Below are 18548 nucleotides of genomic sequence, written 5' to 3' on the forward strand. Positions count from 1 at the left end.
TACGAGCCATATGTTATAGATATAAATAAAACCAGCGAGCCTCCAATGTGTAGGAGAGGCTCGCTGGTTTTTTCATGCCAAATGTTCACCGTTAGCCCTAAGCAATCGGACTATTCAAGCTTTAAATGCTGACTTTGCCAGTAAGCAAGTCATCTTGCGCAGGAGGCGTAACAGAGATTGAATCTGATTCTGTTGCAACTGTTCCCGACTGGAGCTGATACATTTGGAAGTAACGCCCACCTTGGGCCATAAGTTCATCATGGCTACCCCGTTCAACAATTTCACCCCGATGTAGCACCAAAATTTGGTCCGCACTGCGAATGGTGGATAAACGGTGAGCAATGATAAAGGTCGTACGTCCCTTCTTGAGCACCTCAAGAGCGGATTGGATGAGCGCTTCCGTTTCGGTGTCAATATTGGCAGTAGCTTCATCCAGAATTAAAATTGCGGGATCAAAGGCTAGTGCACGAGCGAAGGAAATAAGCTGGCGTTGCCCGGCTGATAAGGTGCTGCCTTTTTCAATAACAGGCTCATCGAATCCTTGCGGCAAATGGGCCAGCAATTTGTCGGCTCCAACATCATGCAGCGCTTTATTCACCTGTTCTCTCGTGATTCGGCTGTCTCCGAGACTGACATTGGAGGCTACCGTACCAGTGAATAAATATGGATCTTGAAGAACAATACCCATATGATGGCGAAGCCATTGCTTAGGGATGTCTTTGACGGACGTTCCGTCAATGGTGATCGTTCCTTTTTGCGGATCATAGAACCGGAATAGCAGGTTGATAATCGAACTTTTGCCTGATCCGGTATGTCCGACAAGGGCAACTGTTTGCCCGGGCTGTGCTGTAAAGGAAATATGTTTAAGTACATCATCCTTTTTGTAGGCAAAGGAAACGTCGTTAAACTCTACCTGGCCTTTGTAGCGCGGCATCGTGCCGTCCGTCACCGGCTCTCCAGTTTCGTCCATCAACTCAAATACGCGTCCTGAGGATACGATGGAAGTATCCAGTACAGCGAGTTGGTTGACCATACCCGTCATAGGTTGGAATAGTCGTCCCAATACATCGACGAAGGCATACAATACGCCTAGTGAAACAGCACTACCTGTAGTTCCGAGCGCCTCAGATCCAAAATACCACAGCACGACGGCAAAGGCGAGATTTCTCAACACGTTGACTAAATTGTGCGAAGTGAAAGCGTTCAAATTCAGCATTTTATTCTGATGCTTCATATAGTCATCATTCAGTTCCTCAAACTCTTGCTGCGTTTGTTTCTGGTGGCGGAACACGCGAATAATGGACATCCCTTGAATCGATTCATTGATAATCGCATTAATTTCACTGAGTCTGGACCGAATGATCGTATTATAGCGGGTGGCGACCTTGCGATACAATACAATCCACAAGATCAGTAACGGTACAATAAACAGAGAGATAAGACCCAGTCTGAAGTCCAGCAAAAAGAGTGCAACATATACTCCTGCCATTGTCACAATCCCTGAAGTGAAATTGGAGAGCACAGCCACAAACAAATCTTTGACTGCCTCAGTGTCATTCGTAACACGGGATACGACTTTGCCTGCAGGCAAGTTATCAAAAAAGTAAACTGGCAGCCGCTGGATGTGAGCGTAGAGATCAAGCCGAAGCTTTTGTATGACCTTGTTCGCCGAGGATTGCAGCCAGTATGTTTTGCCGAATTCAGCAAAAATGGAAATAACCAGGAAGAAGCAATACCAGCCAATCAGCTGAAAGATACCGGGCATTTCCGGTTTGTAAAAGCTATACAGTTCATCAGCTGTCAGTGCCTTAGCTTCATAGCGAAAGGTGTCGGAGCCGCGTGTCACAGTCAGCGTTCCGTTCGTAAAGGAGCGGTTACCGTCAGCCACTTGAACCGAGCCATCGACAAATACGAAAGATTTCCCAACTTGTAAAATCCTCGCTTCGCGACCTTTAGTCTCCCCGGCCTCAAAGCGATCTTCACGCTTAAAGTGGGTTCCAGCATAGCTTACAGTTCCGTCCACACGAGTTGTTTCATAAAATGGTTTTTCAATAGCGAGCATATGGTCGTCGATCATCGTTTTGGCGATGAAGGGACCAGCCAGCTCGGCGGCTACTCCGATAGCCAAAGCGATGAGAGCGGCGATAAAACCTGCTTTGCTCGTCAGCGCGTACTGGAATAGCCTTTTGCCGATATTGGGTTTCATTAGGATACCTCCCCTGAGGTCAGATCAGATTCCACTTGTTGCCGTACATACTGTTGTCGGTACCATCCGTCAGCCTGAAGTAGCTCGCTGTGGGTCCCTTCCTCAATAATGCGTCCTTGCTCCAGCACGACGATCCGGTCTGCATGTTCTACAGCGGAAAGGCGGTGGGTGGAGATCAAGGTTGTTTTACCCGAGCGCTTACGTCGAATATTGTCAATAATCCTTGCTTCCGTCCGGGCATCTACTGCAGATAGTGCATCGTCGAGCAATAGAATATCCGGATCACCGATAAAGGCACGCGCCAGCGAAACACGCTGCTTCTGGCCGCCGGACAGGGCAATACCTTTTTCTCCGACCAGTGTATCCAGCCCATCAGACAGGGTACCTAAATCCTGGTCGAAGGCAGCAGTACGGATAGCTTCCATAATGTCGTCGTCATCTGCATGAGGTTTTCCAAATTGAATGTTCTCGCGCACCGATTTGGAAAACAAAATTTGCTCTTGCGGCACGTAGCCGATCCAGCTGTGTAGTTGTTCTACTGCAATGTCCTCTAGACGTATGCCGGAGATTAAAATATCACCACTACCCGTCGGATATTCATGTAGTAGCTGTTTGAGCAGCGTGGATTTCCCACTGCCTGTTCTACCGACGACGCCTAGCGTTTCTCCGCGTTTGAGCTCCAGACTCACATGTGACAGATTGTCAATAGTAGAGGTAGGGTAACGGAAGGTAACGTCTTTCATCCTGATGGATTCGAGGCGATCCACTGGAACAGGTTGAGCCGCATCTTGAACATCTGGCTGGACATCGAGAGTTTCATTAACCCGGTCCAAGGAAGCGCTACCGCGCTGCATAATGTTAATCAGCTCTCCAATGGCAAACATCGGCCAAATCATCATTCCTAGATACATGTTAAAGGAGACCAGTTCGCCTAGCGTGATATCGTTATGAAATACCAGATAAATACCATACCCGAGTCCGATGACGTAGCTAAGTCCTACACATAAACGAATTGTTGGTTCAAAGAGGGCATCCATCCGAGCGACAGCCAGATTTTTACGAAATACATCGTCGGTAATATCAGCGAAACGCTTTTCGTCCATTCGTTCTTGCACATAGGCGCGAATGACTCGGATACCTGCCACGGATTCCAACACCTGATCGTTCATATCACCAAATGCATCTTGTGCCAGTGTGTAACGCTCGTGAACGGCTTTACCGTAAATGCTCATAGCCAGTGCGATAAAAGGTAGGGGCAGGATAGCTGCCAGTGTCAACTTCCAACTGATTAGAGTGCCCATGGCAACTAATACCACGCTCAGATAGACCGTAGAGTCTGTCAGTGTCAGCATACCGAAGCCCGCTGTACTTGCTACGGAGCGAAGGTCGTTCGTGGCACGAGCCATCAGATCCCCAGTGCGGTTGCGTTCAAAAAATGGAGGGGTCATCCGCAGTAGATGATTCATAAAGCGTGTGCGCAGTAAGCGTTCCACCAGATTGGCACCACCAAACAGCTTGTGCATCCATATGTACGTAATGTAGTAGATGACGGCTAGAATGCCTATGATGTACAAAATATAACGCCAAAGTGAGGACCAGGAAATTGAACCACGCACAATTTCATCAATGGCACTACCAAGCAGCCGAGGTGGAGCAAGCTCCAGCACACCAACGGCTATCAGCAAAAACAATCCAATGGAGTATCGGCTTCGTTCTCTTTTAAAAAACCAGCTCAAATTTTTAAGTACCGAAAACAAGAGGAATCCCATCCTTTCATGATAAGTTCATTCGAGAGTTGTGTACCATTTTGAAGAAACAACAGCGGCTTGCTACCACAAATATGATCCGGCAACAGGCGCAAAAAAGGCATACCGTCCGCAGACGATATGCCTTAAATCTCAATATCATATGGCGCGCAGGTATTTTCAGCACACTCACCACTGAAAAACTGCTCAAACGCAGGCAGCCACTCGTATTAAACCATACAACGCGAATGGCCCAATTTTGAAGGATGCGACAGGGGAGATGCTCCGGTATGAAGTTGTTGTGTTTGTAGATGTGGGTAAAATGCAATAGGAAATTTTAGCACCGGTAACACTCCTTTCTTCCTCAAAATGGGTTCATTCTAACATGAGTAATCGTTCAAATTGGTAATAAATTTCAAAATGGATCTCGTATGGTTGAATCTTAACACCCTTTTTTGCGAATTGTCAAACCTTTTTCAAAAAAATGTATATGACTTGTCCAAGAAGCTCGCTGGGTTGAGACCGGTTGGTGGTCATTCTAAAAGATGCTATGATATAGTTGGCAGACGTCATTGTACAAGGAGATGAGCATAACGTATGAGCATACAGGTAACTGAACCTGCGGCACAGTGGTACATTAAGGAGCTTAGTTTGAATCGTGGAGATTCGATCCGTTTTTTTGTTCGCTATAGCTCTGGCGGTGGGTTGCATCCAGGCTTTTCTCTGGGAATTGCCGTAGAGCCGCCGCAGCACCCCGTATTACAGCATGAAGCGGCTGGCATTACGTTTTATATGGAGGACCAGGATTACTGGTATCTGAAGGGCCATCATCTGGAAGTTAAGTATTTGGAGGAACATGATGACATTATTTACACCTATGTTGAGGATGAACAAGCTTAGTGTTCCACTGTCAATCATAGCGTGCAAATAGTTTGGACATGAAAAGCGGCGGAGTATCGTGTTACAGGAGATAAGCCTGTACATGATGCTCCGCCGCTTTTTTGTGGTCAAGGCGGGTATGTCGTATGTCAAGGGTTGTTAAGTATCGGGCCATCGAGTGCAAAATCAAAATCATCAATGTCGTACACATGTACAGGTACGGAAGCTTCGATAATGCGGTGGATCCAGTCCAATTGATCCGTCAGAATGGGTAATGATTCACGCTGAGCTGTCAACACCAGTTCAGTCTCAATTGGATCAAAATATTCTCCGTAATGCGCTGTATCAACAGCATTAATGATGATGAGTGATGTATTGGCATCGAATAGAATAGGCAAGCTCTTGGCCCAAGGCATCTGAAGGGCACGCCGAATTTTTTTCTGATTCAACGGTTCCCCAAAATAACTGATCAACTCGCTTACCTTCCGCTTCACATGTTGATCGTCCATAGGATTATCCATGAGCGGCTCTGTGCTGTCCTGGAATTCGTATAGTTCTAGCAGTGATGTGTAAGGCACTATATATTCCACAGGGGCGGGAGATGTAAGTAGTTGGCCGTATATAGCCACCATTACAGCTTCCGTTACAAATTGTCGAGACATCGGTCAAGCCTCCTGCATTTACCAAATTATGCGATATGAGTATACCACAAAGCGGGACTGAATTCAGCCCGACATGCAGATTGCTATCATGTATTCCTATATTTGTTGTACGAATTTAGCTGCGGCCAATTAACAAGGAAAGCAATCCGGCAGCAATTAGAGGTCCAACAGGAACTCCTTTAAAGAAGGCAACGCCAATGACGGTCCCGATCAGTAGACCTGTCACAATAATGGGCTGTCCAGACATTAAAGTTACTCCGCGGCCGCCAAGATAGGCTACCAGAATTCCGATACCAATCGCGAGCAGTGATTTCCAGTGCAGGAAAGACTCCATCACCTGATTGATACTGATTTTACCGCTGGCTAGCGGGGTCATGACCCCGATCGTCAAAATAATAATTCCGATCGTCAGGCCATACTTTTCAAGCCAGGGGAAAGCAGTGTGAAAGCTGGTTACCCGCAGTAGCAGTAATACAACCATGGCAATAGTCACGGTAGAGTTGCCACTAACAATCCCTAGACCAGCCAATACCAGTAAGATAAGTGAGCTGTAATCCATACAGATGTTCTCCTTCGTTTATTTAGCTTTCGATATGTTCGGCGATTTGTCGCCCGTGCCAGCGGCCTGTTTCAATAAACACTTCATTGGCATTGCTGCCTGAAGCGATGACCCCGGCGACATATACACCTGGGATGTTCGTTTCCATCGTGGCAGGATTAAATTCTGGTTTGTCCAGATCCTCAGCCATGTGAACGCCGACAGACTCCAGCAGTTTTCGTTCCGGGTGAAATCCGGTCAGTGCCAGTACAAAATCATTCTCGAGTCGGAATGCTTCAGTGTCCAGCGGATTGACTATGACATGGTCTGGATGGATTTCGGTAATGCGTGCGCCTAAGTGCAGCGTGATCTTCCCTTTTTGTACCATACTGTCAAACAGTGGACGTACCCACGGCTTGATGTATTGGGACAACTCGCTTCGACGATATACCATATCAATCGTAGCTCCGACCCGCACCAATTCCATCGCAGCATCTACCGCAGAGTTACTGCCACCGATGACTGCGACCCGGGTTCCTGTATAGGGATGGGCTTCGCTGAAATAGTGCGTGACTTTATCCAATTGTTCCCCGGGAATGCCCAAATAGTTCGGATGATCAAAATATCCTGTAGCCACTACGACATAACGTGACGAATACGTTTTGGTTATTTCTCCTTTGCTCAGGGTATGTACGGTAAATGTACCGTCATCCTGGCGATGAATGGACTGGGCCTCCTCATAATGCTGAATGTTCAAGTTATAATGAGTGGCTACCTTACGATAGTACGCCAGTGCTTCATGACGATAAGGTTTGTCATTAGGGGTGCTGAATGGAACATCACCGATTTCCAGTAGTTCGGCGGTGCTAAAAAACTGCATGTTCGTCGGATACAGAAAAATGGAGTGAACGATGTTGCTTTTTTCAATAATGACAGTTTGCAAACCTCTGCGGCTGCATTCGATTGCAGCGGATAGTCCGCAGGGTCCGCCACCGATAATGATTACGTCGTGCATTTGGATGAACCTCCAGTTGTATTGGTTTATTACGCCAGTTTTGTAGGGTTAACATTATTTTGACGATTAAAAACGGATCTCAGGATTGAAGCAAATAGCTCAGTATGTGAGAAGTTTTCAAATAATAATCCTACCGCAATGCGAACACAATATCCAGCTGTTTTCAGAAAGAGATAACGGACAGTGAAGATTGACAGCCACTTTTAGCAAACATATAATTAGATATATATCTATTTTATATGATTGAATTCGCTTGCATAGCAAGTATGTACTAGTGAAATGAGGTGCAATAACGATGCAACTGGATAAAATGGTCAATTATCATAAAGCACTTGCTGATCCAACGCGAATGCGGATATTACTTCTTTTGTCTCGTGGGGAGATGCATGGCCAAGCTTTGGCGAAAAAGCTGAATTTATCCCAGCCGACTGTTACACATCATGCTTCCAAACTCCGTGAGGCTGGGTTGATTAAGGAACGACGTGATAAAAACACGGTGTATTTTACACTGAATCCAGAGCTGATCCGGCAGCATGCCGAGGCGACGGTGCAATTTATTTTCGAAAAAGGAGAGGGGGAGGAAGAGATGTCAGAGTTGAATGAAACGCTGGAGGCGTCGGTCTTACGCAATTTTTTTTCCAAGGACGGCAAGTTGCGCCAAATCCCTGCACAGTATAAGAAAAAATTGATTGTACTTCAGATGCTGGCAGAAAAGCTGGAGCCAGGCCGTATGTATCCTGAACGTGAATTAAACGAGTGGATCAAGCAATACCATGAGGATTTTGCAACGATTCGGCGTGAGCTGATTATGCATCAGTTTATGTACAGGGAGCGGGAAATGTACGAATTGAACCCGCGTGAGATGTGGACACGCTGGGATCAGGTACGCTAAACGAAACTTGACAAAGATTTCAAAAAAAGTTTCGTAGCAGCCTTGACAGACAATTGATGGACTTGTATGATAAAGGAAATTTTAGGAGGAGGCGATGTTATATGTGTACGAACATGAATGGATGGGTTCAGCAGCAGAATGACTTGTCTCCCGCACGGACGATGCACGGTTAAAGACTGTATAGATCTATAGTCTTGGCTTAGCAGTTGGTTGGACAGTAGAACCAACGAAATCCGCAGGGAGTGATTCCCTGCGGATTTTTTATGGTTAGGCGTCTTGTTATCCAGTTATTGGTTCTGGGGAGTGGTCCGTGAGAGACCGCTTGCTTAAGTGAACGAACGGATCACATCGGCCTGACTCGTATACCCTCCGCAGGGAAACCCCTGCGGATTTTTTGCGTTGTTTGCATGCGGGGAGAAAAAATGTACACCTATCGAATAACACTCTACGATCAAAAATAAACGATGATTTCAGGAGGAAAACAATGAGTATACATGAATACGGTTGGTCTGATTACTGGAACGGTTTTTGGAACCAATGGAAGCAAAGCTATGAGGAAAGAGCAGGAAATACACAGGTACGTCCTGCCCGCTTGATTGCTGATTATGGACAAAAGGTGAAGCTTATCACAATGGATGGAGAACGCTGGGGAGCGGCTTCAGGTAAGCTACGACATGCTATGGTAGATCCGGCGGAAATGCCGGCTGTAGGGGACTGGCTGGCAATCACCACGTCGGATGAAGTGTCGGATGCAGTAATTCATGCCGTCTTGCCACGTAAAAGTCGAATATCTAGGCAGGCCGCGGGCTTTGAGACGAAGGAGCAGCTGATCGCTACCAATGTGGATACGCTGTTCCTTGTTAATGCGCTGAATCATGATTTTAATATGCGCAGACTGGAACGGTATTTAATTATGGCTTGGAACAGCGGGGTAAACCCGGTTGTCGTTTTGAGTAAGAGTGATCTTTGTGAAGATGTCGAACAGCGGGTTGCTGAAGCGGAGGGAGTTGCTCCTGGTGTACCTGTTATCGTTATCTCTGCTTTGCAGAACGAAGGCAGAGAGCAACTGGAGGCGTTTCTTCAACCTGGCTTTACAGTTGCTTTGACAGGCTCTTCCGGTAGTGGCAAATCCACGATAGTAAACTGGCTCTCCGGGTCTGAAGTTCAACTGACACAGGATGTGAGGGAGGAAGACAGCCGGGGCAGGCACACAACCACTCACCGACAGCTTTTTCCCATCGCAAAGCAAGCTGTTCTGCTGGATACACCCGGCATGCGTGAGCTTAATCTGTGGGATGATTCCATGGGTGTCGCTCATACCTTTGCGGATATTATGGAAACGGCGCAGCAATGCCGTTTTGCAGATTGCAAGCATAAGGGCGAAGCTGGATGTGCAGTGGAGGAAGCTATAGAGAGAGGGGAATTGTCGGAATCCAGAGTGAACAATTATCGCAAAATGCAGCGTGAACTGGAATATCAGGCGCGTAAGGAAGCAGATCGACGCAGGAAAGATAGCCGTTCAAGCACAGCCTCGGGTCGTAGGGATCAGCGAAGCGGCTGGCGACGTGATGTGGAGTGGTAAGCCAAGCTGCAGTGAAGCATCAAATGTAAAAATATAAGAAAATCTAAGTTGTATTCGGCATATGGTATAAAGGGGTGAATATATGCCGAACTACAGCATTGTGGTGGATTTATCGGATCGTCGTTTATATTTGAAGGATGGAGATCAGATTGTTCTTAGTTATCCAGTCGGTATTGGCAAGCTGGCTACACAGACACCGCATGGGCAATTTACGATTATTAACAAACAGCCCAATCCTGGCGGCCCTTTCGGAGCGTTCTGGATGGGGCTGTCCAAGCCGCATTATGGCATTCATGGCACCAATGAGCCATGGTCCATTGGCAAGATGGTGTCACATGGCTGCATTCGAATGCAGAATAAGGATGTGCTTGAGCTTCAGGAGAAGGTAAGTATAGGCACGCCAGTCACGATACAGCCGTAGCGGCTAGACGACACTATATTCTGTATCTACTCAGACATGGAAGCCGCGTCATAGGCTGTATCTGTGAAGCGTATTTCATGGTGAACGGCCGTAACTTTAGGTTAGATACTGCGTTTAGTTACGATTTGGGTTGGATAGGGATACGGGCTTCAATCTGTTTGGAGCCCTCTTTGTCGTCTGCGGACTTGACTAACGGTCCCGAAAGGCGTTCCCCTTGTGTACCGTACGCCTGTTTGGCGTTGGTCCACATATCTTCGTTCGGTTCGAAACTTATGACTATGGTGTAGTGGTTGGCAAGGCTCGGCTTTTTGACCCTCATGCTGAAGGAGCCGTCAGGCATAACTTTGGTTTGATCATCGTAGCCAAACTGCCATCGTCCCGGAAAATCAATCGTGAGTTTGACGTCCGACCCTTCCAGCAAATTGCTGCGCGCATATACATGATAATAGTTACCTTCTTGCTTCACATCAGGCTTAATCCACACTTGAGGGCTACCGTAGTCCTTAGGTTTGTTCCAGACGGGCTTAACTAAAGGGGTATTGCGTTCTTGTTCAGGATCAAATTCAGCCCCAATCCGAACTTCATGCAGAAGCTGTTTGTTTTCTTCGTATTGATATACATAAGGACCTTCTAATTTGTTGCCACCGCTGCCATACAGATTTCGTATTTCATTGTCTTGGTCATCTGGACGGAACAGAACAGTCAGATCCATACTGCCCTGTATTCCGGGGCGTTGTACCTGGAGTACAAAACTTCCATCCTTTTGAACGGTTGTCTCATCCGTGTACCCAGTTAACAGGGAGTTTTTGACCGCAAGATTCCCTTTGATCCGTGCTCCGGCCGGGAGGTTGGAATGTCCTGTAACCTTCACGGTATTTTTATCAATGCTAACGCCACCTGATATTTCGACATAGCTGCTGCCTTGCTTATGGACAGGTGTATGATTGGCAGCTCGTTCATCAAGGGATGATGCGCCTTGGTTGGGATTACCCGTTACGGTGTAGGCACGTGCTTCAGCTTCATGTTGGGCCATACTCCGGGTTGAAGCTTTTTCCCTGCTGCATGCAGCCAGCATCGTTAGGATTAAGAATGCACATAAAAGGTTCCAGCTTATTTTGGTAATCATGTGTTTACTCATGGTTTTTGCTCGCTCCTTGTCCATAGCTTCCAGGCTTAACGTGATAAAATTTTCGAAACTTTATGTATTTACCCTAATTAAAGGGTATGTAATCCCGTCTGCTTTATCCTATAAGTAACGTACCTGTTTAAACAACAGACAGAATGGTTAAAAATGGATTGCCTGATCATCCCCTTGAAAAGCAGGGGCAGCTTGCTGTAAAGGAGCCTGAGTCATATGTCCATTGACCGTTTTATCTTAAAAAAGCTGGACAACTGCCGGGAAGAGCATACACGCGCTAATTTACTAGAACTGTTTAGAATACGGATAGAGAAGGCGCAGAATAAGGAACGAGGCGGTAAAAAAGGTTATCGCAGAATACTTTAAATAGAGTCTAATCAAATGCATAAGCTGCGGTAAGTCACATGTATCATGTTTCAAAGCTGCTGATATGGAGAGGGTGCTGAAATGCCCCTCTCTTTTTTGTGTCTAATGTGGACAAAAAAAGTCCCTCTTAATAGAGGGACAATGCCAATGAATCATTTTCACTAACGCTATGCAGGATGGCTTCACAACCGACAATCTCTATACTGATCAAAGAGTTAAGACATTTTTGAAGGGCACGCTTGCCGCTGGAGATTTTATTCTCCAAAGTGTTACTTAGAAGTTTTAATGTTTTTTGTACCGGTTGCTTATTTTCTTGATTGAAGTATACGGGAATACGTTTGTTTTGAAATGTAATTAATGTTCTCACAAAAATCACCTCGCCTGAGTTATTTCATGGCTTCATTGTAGTGCCCGTTTCTTAAAATTACCTTAAAAACACCTTATAAAAACATAAAGGTCTGAAAAATTTACAAAGTGTTCACAACAATCTAGGTAACAATCGAATTTAGTTCTAACTAATCGACAAAATGACGTATATCCCCATATTAAAAACGATTAAATACATATTATTGATGCTAATGGCTCTACTAATGTGAGGAAGTATGACTAAAGTCGCTGTTCTATTTTTGGAGTGGGTATTTTGTAACAAATTGACAGTCTAATAGTCGGATGCTACAGTTACGATAGCCATATTTCCGTAGAAATAGGCTTTTTGCGTGAATTTTGCTATATATTAAGGATCGGGAGGGATGACAGATGATCCTGACCGTGCTTTCAGGACGACAGGAAACAGAGTGGTTTGACATCGAGGTAGCTGATGAATACTCGGTGGAACATTTAAAGTTGATGCTGGGTGTGCGCATTTTCGGCGAGCCTCCAGCGGAAGGCATGCAATATATTATGGAAGCAAAGTTCCCGGAAGGGCTTTGGTTCAGGGTGGGGGATAACCAGCTACTCACAGGATCAGGCTTGCGGGAAGGCTGTACTGTGCGTATTCAGCGCGCTTTTTCGACAACTCAGGACGAAGCGCCTGTGTATGGAAGGCGTTCTCTGTTTCAAAGTGAAAAAAATGGGTAAATACACACATGAAATTATATGAAACCTTGGTAAAATGAAATAGTAAGCGAAAAGGGGGACTTTTGTCTTGAATGCATTATACCAGCGATCCCCGAGATTACGGCCGGCGCTCCGAGAGGAGAAGCTGGAGATTTTACGGCCTCCGGCTGAGCCGAGCAAGCCGTCTTTTTCTATTATATCTATACTTATTCCGTTAATGATGACGTTGGTGACTATAGGCTTTTACGTATATATGAGCAAAACAGGTAAGATGGGCAACAGTAACTATTTGATGTTCCAGATGGTCACTGTGGTCATGATGCTTACATCTTATACGATTCCTTTTTTCGTCTATCTAAATAATAAGAAGGAATACAAGCGCAAGCTGGAGGAACGGGACCGCATGTACCGGGAACAGCTCCAAAAGCATCGTGAAGAACTTGAAATGAAACGCGAGGAGCAAATTCGCACACTATATGAAATTCACGGTGACCCGCAAATATGCACTCAAATTGTCAAAAACCGCAACAGTTCACTCTGGGAACGATCACCTGAGGATGAGGACTTTTTGCAGGTGCGTATTGGGACTGGACAAGTTCCCTTTCATATTAAATTGCAAATTCCACGTCCAGACGGTTATGATCGAGATCCTTTGTTGGGAGCTGCGGATGAACTGGAAGAAGAATTTCGTCTGGTAGACGCCGCTTCCATTGCATTACCGCTATTTCAATCCAAAGTGGTTGGATTGGTCGGCGAACGGGAGCATACCCTTGCTGCGTTAAGAGTCATCTTGGCACAAGCGGCGGTTCGTCACTCGCCAGATGAAGTGAAAATTGCTTCCTTCTATGACGAGCGAGAGGAAAGTGAATGGACTTGGATGCGCTGGCTCCCACATGTGTGGGATGATGACCGAATTCAGAGAATGATGTCAGACCGCAGTAGCAGTGCACATCAACTAGCTGATTTTCTGTTTGCCAGACTGAACCGCCGTAAAAATAATCGCAATGATCGTCAGGGCAGAGGGATGGAAGTCCCGTGTTATGTCGTTGTTTTATCTGACACTCAGCTGATTGAGGAAGAACCGTTGCTGCCGTTGTTACTGGAGGACGGCCGAGCCATTGATGCGTGCACGATTGTGCTGGCTTCTCGTAAAGAGGCTTTGCCGATGCAGTGTCAGCTGATTGTGGAGGCTTCCAAAGAGCAGGGCGTATATGCCCGCAAATCAGAATCGGCGGAGGTTGAACAGCAAAGTTTTAAACCGGATCGATTATCAAAAGAGGAAGCCGATGCATTGGCGCGGTACATGGCTCCTATTCGCTTGAAGCGTTCCTCTGCTTCTGATATTCCCGCTGTGCTGCCTCTGTTTGATATGATGAGCGTAGCGAGTGTAGAAGAACTGGACGTGGCAGATCGGTGGCGACGTAACCGCCATCCTGATACCTTACCCGTACCGATGGGCGTGCGAGCAGGCGGCAAGAAGATTATGATTAACCTGCATGATAAGATAGAGCGTCAAGGACATGGTCCCCATGGCTTGATCGCCGGTACAACGGGTTCAGGGAAGAGTGAGGTTATCCAATCCATCGTAGCCTCGCTTGCTGCCGAGTTTCATCCGCATGATCTGGCTTTTATGCTGATCGATTACAAGGGTGGAGGCATGTCCAACACGTTCGTTAACTTGCCGCATGTGGTGGGTACGATTACGAACTTGGACAATAATTTGATTGAACGTGCCAAAATATCTCTTAAAGCAGAACTGGTTCGTCGACAGAAGATATTGAACGATGCAGGCAATTTACAGCATATTGATGAATATTACAGACTACTCCGGCAGCGGCAGGAACAACCGCTGCCTCATCTGGTTATTATTATTGATGAATTTGCACAATTAAAGCGGGATCAGCCAGAGTTCATGGACGAGCTAATCAGTATTGCTGCGATTGGGCGGACACTAGGTGTCCATTTGATTTTGGCGACGCAAAAGCCCGCAGGTGTCGTGGATGATAAGATCTGGAGTAACTCCAGGTTCCGCATCTGCTTACGGGTGCAAAGCGAAGGTGATAGCCGTGACATGTTGAAAATACCGAATGCTGCGTGGATTACGAAGCCGGGACGAGGATATTTTCAAGTGGGTAGCGACGAGGTGTTTGAAGAGATGCAGTTTGCTTGGAGCGGTGCGCCGTATATAGGCAACAGCGATATTTCTTCTGCACTACCTGTCCATGAAGTGAGACTGAACGGGAAACGTGAAGCGCTACTGACGGGTGGAGAACGGGCAAGCTCAGGATTAAAAGGTGAAGAAGCTCCTAAACAGCTTCAAGTATTTATTGATTATATTGCGAATGAGGCTGCTAAAGCAGGGATCGAACGACTTCAGGGACCGTGGCTTCCACCGCTGCCTGAATTGCTGGATTTAACAAATCTGCCTGCATGCACCGAAATAGATAGTACATCATCATCTTTGGAGCTGAAGGCTCTTATGGGTCTGGTCGATGATTTGCCGAATCAGCGGCAGGAGCCGATTTATGCATCGCTGGATCATGGTCATTGGGCTGTGTATGGCATGCCGGGCATGGGGAAAACGACCTTTTTGCATACATTGCTGATGTCCACGGCTCAGCGTTTTGCTGCGAATCATTGGAATGGTTATATCATTGACATGGGTCGAACGATGCGCGACTTTGGGGAACTTCCCCAAATCGGGGCTGTTATGATGGCTGAGGAGGATGACCGGATCAAGCGATTGTTTCGTTATCTGTTCAAGATGGTGGCCGTACGCAAGGAAATGCTTTCCGAGGCTGGTGTCAAAACAATAAGCTCTTATCGACGTTCTGCTGTAGAGGATATTCCGCAAATTGTCGTAGTTATTGATGGATATCTTAATTTCCGTAATGCTTATCCAGATGAAAATGAACTGCTGGAATCTCTTTTGCGAGAAGGAGGTAGTCTAGGTATCACGTTTATCATTACGGCGAACCGGATTACCGATGTGTTTGAGAAATTCCGCAGTAACATACCGAATGCTGTTTCTTTTGAAATGTCCGACCCGAGTGACTATTATTATGCGGTAGGACGACCAGCCAAAACGCCAGGACCGTTAATTCCAGGCCGCGCCCTGGTTAAAGGACATGTTCCTCCGCTGGAGTTCCAAACGGCTTTGCCTTCACCAGGTGAAGATGAGGCGGAACGATCAGCACGGTTACGTTGCAATATCGCTGGCATTGCGCAGGAATGGAAAGGCAAGCACGCACCAGCCATTCTTCCATTACCTGAGCGGATTCCACTGTCGGAACTGCTTCAGCAGTGGGATCGGACAAGTGGACCCTCGGGCGCACTTCCTTATGAGGTGCCTGTAGGTCTACAGAGTGACGATCTTGAGCCTTTTCTCCTGAATCTAAAAGAAGGGCCCAATTTTATCGTGGGTAGTCCAATGGAGGGAGGAAAAACCTCTTTTCTAATGAGTTGGATTATATCGCTCGCTTATTACACATCACCTAATCAATTGGAAGTCTATACGATTGATACACGCTATGGAGGCGGAGGACTATCTAGATTACGGCATCTTCCTCATGTTAAGGCTGCTGCCGAAAGCGAAGAAGAAATGGGACCTCTGGTACAGAAAGTGTATGATATCGTTCAACAGCGGAACAAGGAAGGGAATGATCCCGAATTGCTCCTGGTCATTGATGATGCGGATATGTTAAGTAAGCAACTGAACGATTTTATGATAAAGGATCAGCTCTCCGCCATTGTACGGTTGGGACGTGATCGCAATGTGCATGTCGTGCTATCGGGTGTGCCATCTGATTTTCCTACCTTTGGTGTGGACTGGTTTAATGATGTCAAGGCAAGCCAAAGCGGTATGCTATTTGGAACACTAGATTCGAATGATCTATCGTTCTTTCGTATCCCTTATTCGGAGGCGAACGCCGCTGCTGGTGGCCTAAAAGTCCTGCCACCTGGGCAGGGATACTACGTACGGCGCAAATTTACCAGGATAAAAGCGGCAATTCCCTTCTCAGAGCAAGTGAGCTGTGAGGATTGGATAACGAAAATTCGTGACCGATGGCATGTTGTAGTTTGAAGGGAGGTGGCTCATAATGTTAACGTTTCAAGCTTCCAAGCAGAAGTTAATAACCCTCAAGGCGAAGGAACTGTTTTTTCTAGCAGGCGTATTGGGTTCTGACAGACTGCTTGGGGTGGAAGATCCGTTTAAGGGCTATCTAGCAGAGGAGTTGGCGGAAGAGTGGGAGCAGGTAAAAGCTACTCTTTTGGAAAAGGGTTATCTAAAGCGGGCAGATAAGGGCAAAGAGCTAGCAATGCCTCCTACCGTTTTTTCAAGAGTCGCTATCGCGGGATTATCCAACAGGGCTTGCCGTATACGCTATGTGCGGGGAGGCAAGCAGTTTGAAGGCTATCTCCATTGCACGAACGAACGTGTAGTGGAACTCGTGAAATCTGCTGATGAACCCGATGAGTATCGACTGTACGATCTGGGTAATGTGGAAAAGGCTTGCGAAACATTGATTGATAAAATGGGTTGGGTAGATCGACTTGTGCCTGAATCCCCCGCACTTATGTTCTCCAAGCAGGCATTTAATAAAATTTACGAGCAGTCGGCAGGAGAAAGTGTATCTCTGATCAGCAGTAAACTGACCGAGGCTAGCGGAGATGCAGAGGGGTCTGCAAGCCTGGCTCAGTCTTTGAGTTCCCGTGTAGCCGAGGGAGAATTGCAATTGCTGGTCTGGAACGGTAGGGAATGGGAATCACAACGGGCAGCCTTTGTCCTGTGTCCCGCAATGAACTGGATATTTCGGATGAGCTCTAGTGGTAACGGAGACTGGCTGATTGCAGCTATGGCTTCAAGAGATCAGTTTGTGGATTTATTATTAAATTGGTTGAAACAGTCGGCAGTGAATGAAGAAGTGACAGAAGAAGGGTGATGGATATGCGCATTCGAGTTGAACCGGATGTGCTTCGGGGGCTTAGCGGGCAGCTACAGCATGCGGCGGAGCAAATTCAACAGTTAACAGCAGGTTTGGAGCAGGCATTACAATCGCTGGATTGGGATGTATCTGCACGCGAGGCTATCTTGAATCATTGGATGCAGGCCAAGCGGATGTCAGAACAGATCCATGCTTACCTCCATACATCAGGTACACAACTGAACCGAAAGGCAGAGCAGTTTCAGTCTGTTGACCACAACTATCAAACGATTCTGTCATTTGCCAGCCAACCATTGGGACGACCCGTCACGATGCTCGATTGGTCGAATCAGCAATCACCGTCTATTCTGCCTGGGCAAGCTTCGGAAGGAGGCAGTCTGATTTCAAACCCGCAGTCTGTCGTGCATGCCATTGCTGGTGTACAGTCTTCGGATATAGAAACGTTGCATCAGGATATTCTGATGCAGGCGTCTTCTAGCAGTCCGCAGGATTGGTATTTTACTGATCCGTCTACAGCAAGAGATCAGCCTGTCGCTTAGTTGGGAACGCGTTCCGGGACAATCTGGATCGACTGCAAAATTTACTTGAATTCGTTTCGCAATTCCCGGCTTTATGGGACTTATTAGGTGGTTATTTTGTTAATATTATACTGTTAGATGCTGTTTTATAGTTAAAAAGTGGGATTATAACAATTAGGTCCTTTGCCTTTTGTAGGGAATTAAATAGCCATAGTACAATTTGAACCAGATAAACAAAAACATTATTTATCATCAAGGAGGACGCAAAAAATGGCAGGACGCATTTTAATTACCCCAGAACAGGTTGATCAGGTGGCTAACCAATTTAAACAAAGTGGTGAGCAAAGCCAGCAAATCGTTTCCAGTTTGACACAGTCCATCTCAGGTATGGAAGGTCAATGGGAAGGTATGACTAAGCAACGCTTCTTCCAAGAGTTTCAGGAAGCTAGCAAACAAATGCAAGCTTTCGTAACGACTTTGAATAGCATCAGCCAAGAATTGACAGCTATCGCTAACAAATTCCGTACGGTTGACCAAACGAAATAAGTTGCCTTGCCTGATAGGGATCAACTTATCATACACCA

At 46.4% G+C, this 18548-nt stretch carries 18 protein-coding genes; 11 read left to right on the plus strand and 7 right to left on the minus strand.

Annotation, left to right across the window (positions count from 1 at the left end; translation table 11 throughout):
- Positions 1-121: 121 nt before the first annotated feature.
- The gene (locus ACWGXJ_RS10575) at positions 122-2206 is read right to left on the minus strand and encodes an ABC transporter ATP-binding protein (RefSeq protein WP_452566692.1); all 2085 of its coding nucleotides are present in this window, start codon (positions 2204-2206) and stop codon (positions 122-124) included.
- Positions 2206-3963 (minus strand): ABC transporter ATP-binding protein, encoded by a 1758-nt coding sequence (locus ACWGXJ_RS10580; RefSeq protein ID WP_165175590.1) that lies wholly within the window; start codon positions 3961-3963, stop codon positions 2206-2208. Before ACWGXJ_RS10580 ends, ACWGXJ_RS10575 begins: the two co-directional genes overlap by 1 nt.
- A gap of 50 nt (positions 3964-4013) precedes the next feature.
- Between ACWGXJ_RS10580 and ACWGXJ_RS10585 the strand changes: the two genes are divergently transcribed.
- Together ACWGXJ_RS10585 and ACWGXJ_RS10590 are read left to right on the plus strand one after the other, a co-directional pair.
- The gene (locus ACWGXJ_RS10585; RefSeq protein ID WP_231109418.1) at positions 4014-4214 is read left to right on the plus strand and encodes a hypothetical protein; all 201 of its coding nucleotides are present in this window, start codon (positions 4014-4016) and stop codon (positions 4212-4214) included.
- A 334-nt stretch (positions 4215-4548) separates the two neighbouring features.
- A complete protein-coding gene (locus ACWGXJ_RS10590; RefSeq protein WP_061829410.1) occupies positions 4549-4851 on the plus strand; it encodes a HesB/YadR/YfhF family protein in 303 nt (100 codons plus the stop codon).
- Positions 4852-4979: 128 nt separating this feature from the next.
- Here ACWGXJ_RS10590 and ACWGXJ_RS10595 read toward each other — a convergent pair whose 3' ends face one another.
- The 3 genes from ACWGXJ_RS10595 to ACWGXJ_RS10605 form a co-directional block, all read right to left on the minus strand.
- Positions 4980-5492 carry an ADP-heptose synthase gene (locus ACWGXJ_RS10595; protein ID WP_452566693.1) on the minus strand — a complete coding sequence of 171 codons (513 nt, stop codon included), beginning with the start codon at positions 5490-5492 and terminating at the stop codon, positions 4980-4982.
- Between the two features lie 115 nt (positions 5493-5607).
- On the minus strand, positions 5608-6051 hold the full coding sequence (locus ACWGXJ_RS10600; protein WP_029517055.1) for a DUF441 domain-containing protein: 444 nt from the start codon (positions 6049-6051) through the stop codon (positions 5608-5610).
- Between the two features lie 22 nt (positions 6052-6073).
- Positions 6074-7045, minus strand: coding sequence for a YpdA family putative bacillithiol disulfide reductase (locus ACWGXJ_RS10605; RefSeq protein WP_452566694.1), 972 nt, complete (start codon positions 7043-7045; stop codon positions 6074-6076).
- A 295-nt stretch (positions 7046-7340) separates the two neighbouring features.
- Here ACWGXJ_RS10605 and ACWGXJ_RS10610 point away from each other — a divergent pair, with 295 nt between their 5' ends.
- The 3 genes from ACWGXJ_RS10610 (at position 7341) to ACWGXJ_RS10620 (ending at position 9940) form a co-directional block, all read left to right on the plus strand.
- On the plus strand, positions 7341-7937 hold the full coding sequence (locus ACWGXJ_RS10610) for a DUF2087 domain-containing protein (RefSeq protein WP_061829408.1): 597 nt from the start codon (positions 7341-7343) through the stop codon (positions 7935-7937).
- 484 nt (positions 7938-8421) lie between these two features.
- Positions 8422-9519 (plus strand): ribosome small subunit-dependent GTPase A, encoded by a 1098-nt coding sequence (rsgA, locus tag ACWGXJ_RS10615; protein ID WP_452566695.1) that lies wholly within the window; start codon positions 8422-8424, stop codon positions 9517-9519.
- Positions 9520-9601: 82 nt separating this feature from the next.
- On the plus strand, positions 9602-9940 hold the full coding sequence (locus tag ACWGXJ_RS10620) for a L,D-transpeptidase (protein WP_023988260.1): 339 nt from the start codon (positions 9602-9604) through the stop codon (positions 9938-9940).
- A gap of 118 nt (positions 9941-10058) precedes the next feature.
- Here ACWGXJ_RS10620 and ACWGXJ_RS10625 read toward each other — a convergent pair whose 3' ends face one another.
- A complete protein-coding gene (locus tag ACWGXJ_RS10625) occupies positions 10059-11078 on the minus strand; it encodes a flagellar motor protein MotB (protein WP_250261575.1) in 1020 nt (339 codons plus the stop codon).
- A gap of 216 nt (positions 11079-11294) precedes the next feature.
- On the opposite strand from ACWGXJ_RS10625, the gene ACWGXJ_RS10630 reads away from it, so the two are divergent.
- Positions 11295-11444 (plus strand): hypothetical protein, encoded by a 150-nt coding sequence (locus tag ACWGXJ_RS10630; protein ID WP_023988262.1) that lies wholly within the window; start codon positions 11295-11297, stop codon positions 11442-11444.
- A gap of 127 nt (positions 11445-11571) precedes the next feature.
- Here ACWGXJ_RS10630 and ACWGXJ_RS10635 read toward each other — a convergent pair whose 3' ends face one another.
- The gene (locus ACWGXJ_RS10635; protein ID WP_013370782.1) at positions 11572-11811 is read right to left on the minus strand and encodes a hypothetical protein; all 240 of its coding nucleotides are present in this window, start codon (positions 11809-11811) and stop codon (positions 11572-11574) included.
- A 389-nt stretch (positions 11812-12200) separates the two neighbouring features.
- Here ACWGXJ_RS10635 and ACWGXJ_RS10640 point away from each other — a divergent pair, with 389 nt between their 5' ends.
- The 5 genes from ACWGXJ_RS10640 (at position 12201) to ACWGXJ_RS10660 (ending at position 18510) form a co-directional block, all read left to right on the plus strand.
- Positions 12201-12521, plus strand: coding sequence for a hypothetical protein (locus ACWGXJ_RS10640; RefSeq protein ID WP_023988263.1), 321 nt, complete (start codon positions 12201-12203; stop codon positions 12519-12521).
- A gap of 67 nt (positions 12522-12588) precedes the next feature.
- Complete coding sequence (essC, locus tag ACWGXJ_RS10645; RefSeq protein ID WP_452566696.1) at positions 12589-16584, plus strand: type VII secretion protein EssC; 3996 nt, start codon at positions 12589-12591, stop codon at positions 16582-16584.
- A 16-nt stretch (positions 16585-16600) separates the two neighbouring features.
- Positions 16601-17443 (plus strand): hypothetical protein, encoded by an 843-nt coding sequence (locus tag ACWGXJ_RS10650; RefSeq protein ID WP_250261573.1) that lies wholly within the window; start codon positions 16601-16603, stop codon positions 17441-17443.
- Between the two features lie 5 nt (positions 17444-17448).
- Positions 17449-17985, plus strand: coding sequence for a WXG100 family type VII secretion target (locus tag ACWGXJ_RS10655; protein WP_061829458.1), 537 nt, complete (start codon positions 17449-17451; stop codon positions 17983-17985).
- A 249-nt stretch (positions 17986-18234) separates the two neighbouring features.
- A complete protein-coding gene (locus ACWGXJ_RS10660; protein WP_013309990.1) occupies positions 18235-18510 on the plus strand; it encodes a WXG100 family type VII secretion target in 276 nt (91 codons plus the stop codon).
- Positions 18511-18548: the final 38 nt, after the last annotated feature.

The sequence above is a fragment of the Paenibacillus sp. S33 genome, from assembly GCF_053615415.1.

Excerpts from the sequence above, each read along its gene's own strand:
- ACWGXJ_RS10575 (WP_452566692.1), bottom strand. The coding sequence starts at position 2,206 with ATGAAACCCAATATCGGCAAAAGGCTATTCCAGTACGCGCTGACGAGC.
- ACWGXJ_RS10590 (WP_061829410.1), top strand. The coding sequence starts at position 4,549 with ATGAGCATACAGGTAACTGAACCTGCGGCACAGTGGTACATTAAGGAG.
- ACWGXJ_RS10595 (WP_452566693.1), bottom strand. The coding sequence starts at position 5,492 with ATGTCTCGACAATTTGTAACGGAAGCTGTAATGGTGGCTATATACGGC.
- ACWGXJ_RS10600 (WP_029517055.1), bottom strand. The coding sequence starts at position 6,051 with ATGGATTACAGCTCACTTATCTTACTGGTATTGGCTGGTCTAGGGATT.
- ACWGXJ_RS10605 (WP_452566694.1), bottom strand. The coding sequence starts at position 7,045 with ATGCACGACGTAATCATTATCGGTGGCGGACCCTGCGGACTATCCGCT.
- ACWGXJ_RS10610 (WP_061829408.1), top strand. The coding sequence starts at position 7,341 with ATGCAACTGGATAAAATGGTCAATTATCATAAAGCACTTGCTGATCCA.
- rsgA (WP_452566695.1), top strand. The coding sequence starts at position 8,422 with ATGAGTATACATGAATACGGTTGGTCTGATTACTGGAACGGTTTTTGG.
- ACWGXJ_RS10620 (WP_023988260.1), top strand. The coding sequence starts at position 9,602 with ATGCCGAACTACAGCATTGTGGTGGATTTATCGGATCGTCGTTTATAT.
- ACWGXJ_RS10625 (WP_250261575.1), bottom strand. The coding sequence starts at position 11,078 with ATGAGTAAACACATGATTACCAAAATAAGCTGGAACCTTTTATGTGCA.
- ACWGXJ_RS10630 (WP_023988262.1), top strand. The coding sequence starts at position 11,295 with ATGTCCATTGACCGTTTTATCTTAAAAAAGCTGGACAACTGCCGGGAA.
- ACWGXJ_RS10640 (WP_023988263.1), top strand. The coding sequence starts at position 12,201 with ATGATCCTGACCGTGCTTTCAGGACGACAGGAAACAGAGTGGTTTGAC.
- ACWGXJ_RS10650 (WP_250261573.1), top strand. The coding sequence starts at position 16,601 with ATGTTAACGTTTCAAGCTTCCAAGCAGAAGTTAATAACCCTCAAGGCG.
- ACWGXJ_RS10655 (WP_061829458.1), top strand. The coding sequence starts at position 17,449 with ATGCGCATTCGAGTTGAACCGGATGTGCTTCGGGGGCTTAGCGGGCAG.
- ACWGXJ_RS10660 (WP_013309990.1), top strand. The coding sequence starts at position 18,235 with ATGGCAGGACGCATTTTAATTACCCCAGAACAGGTTGATCAGGTGGCT.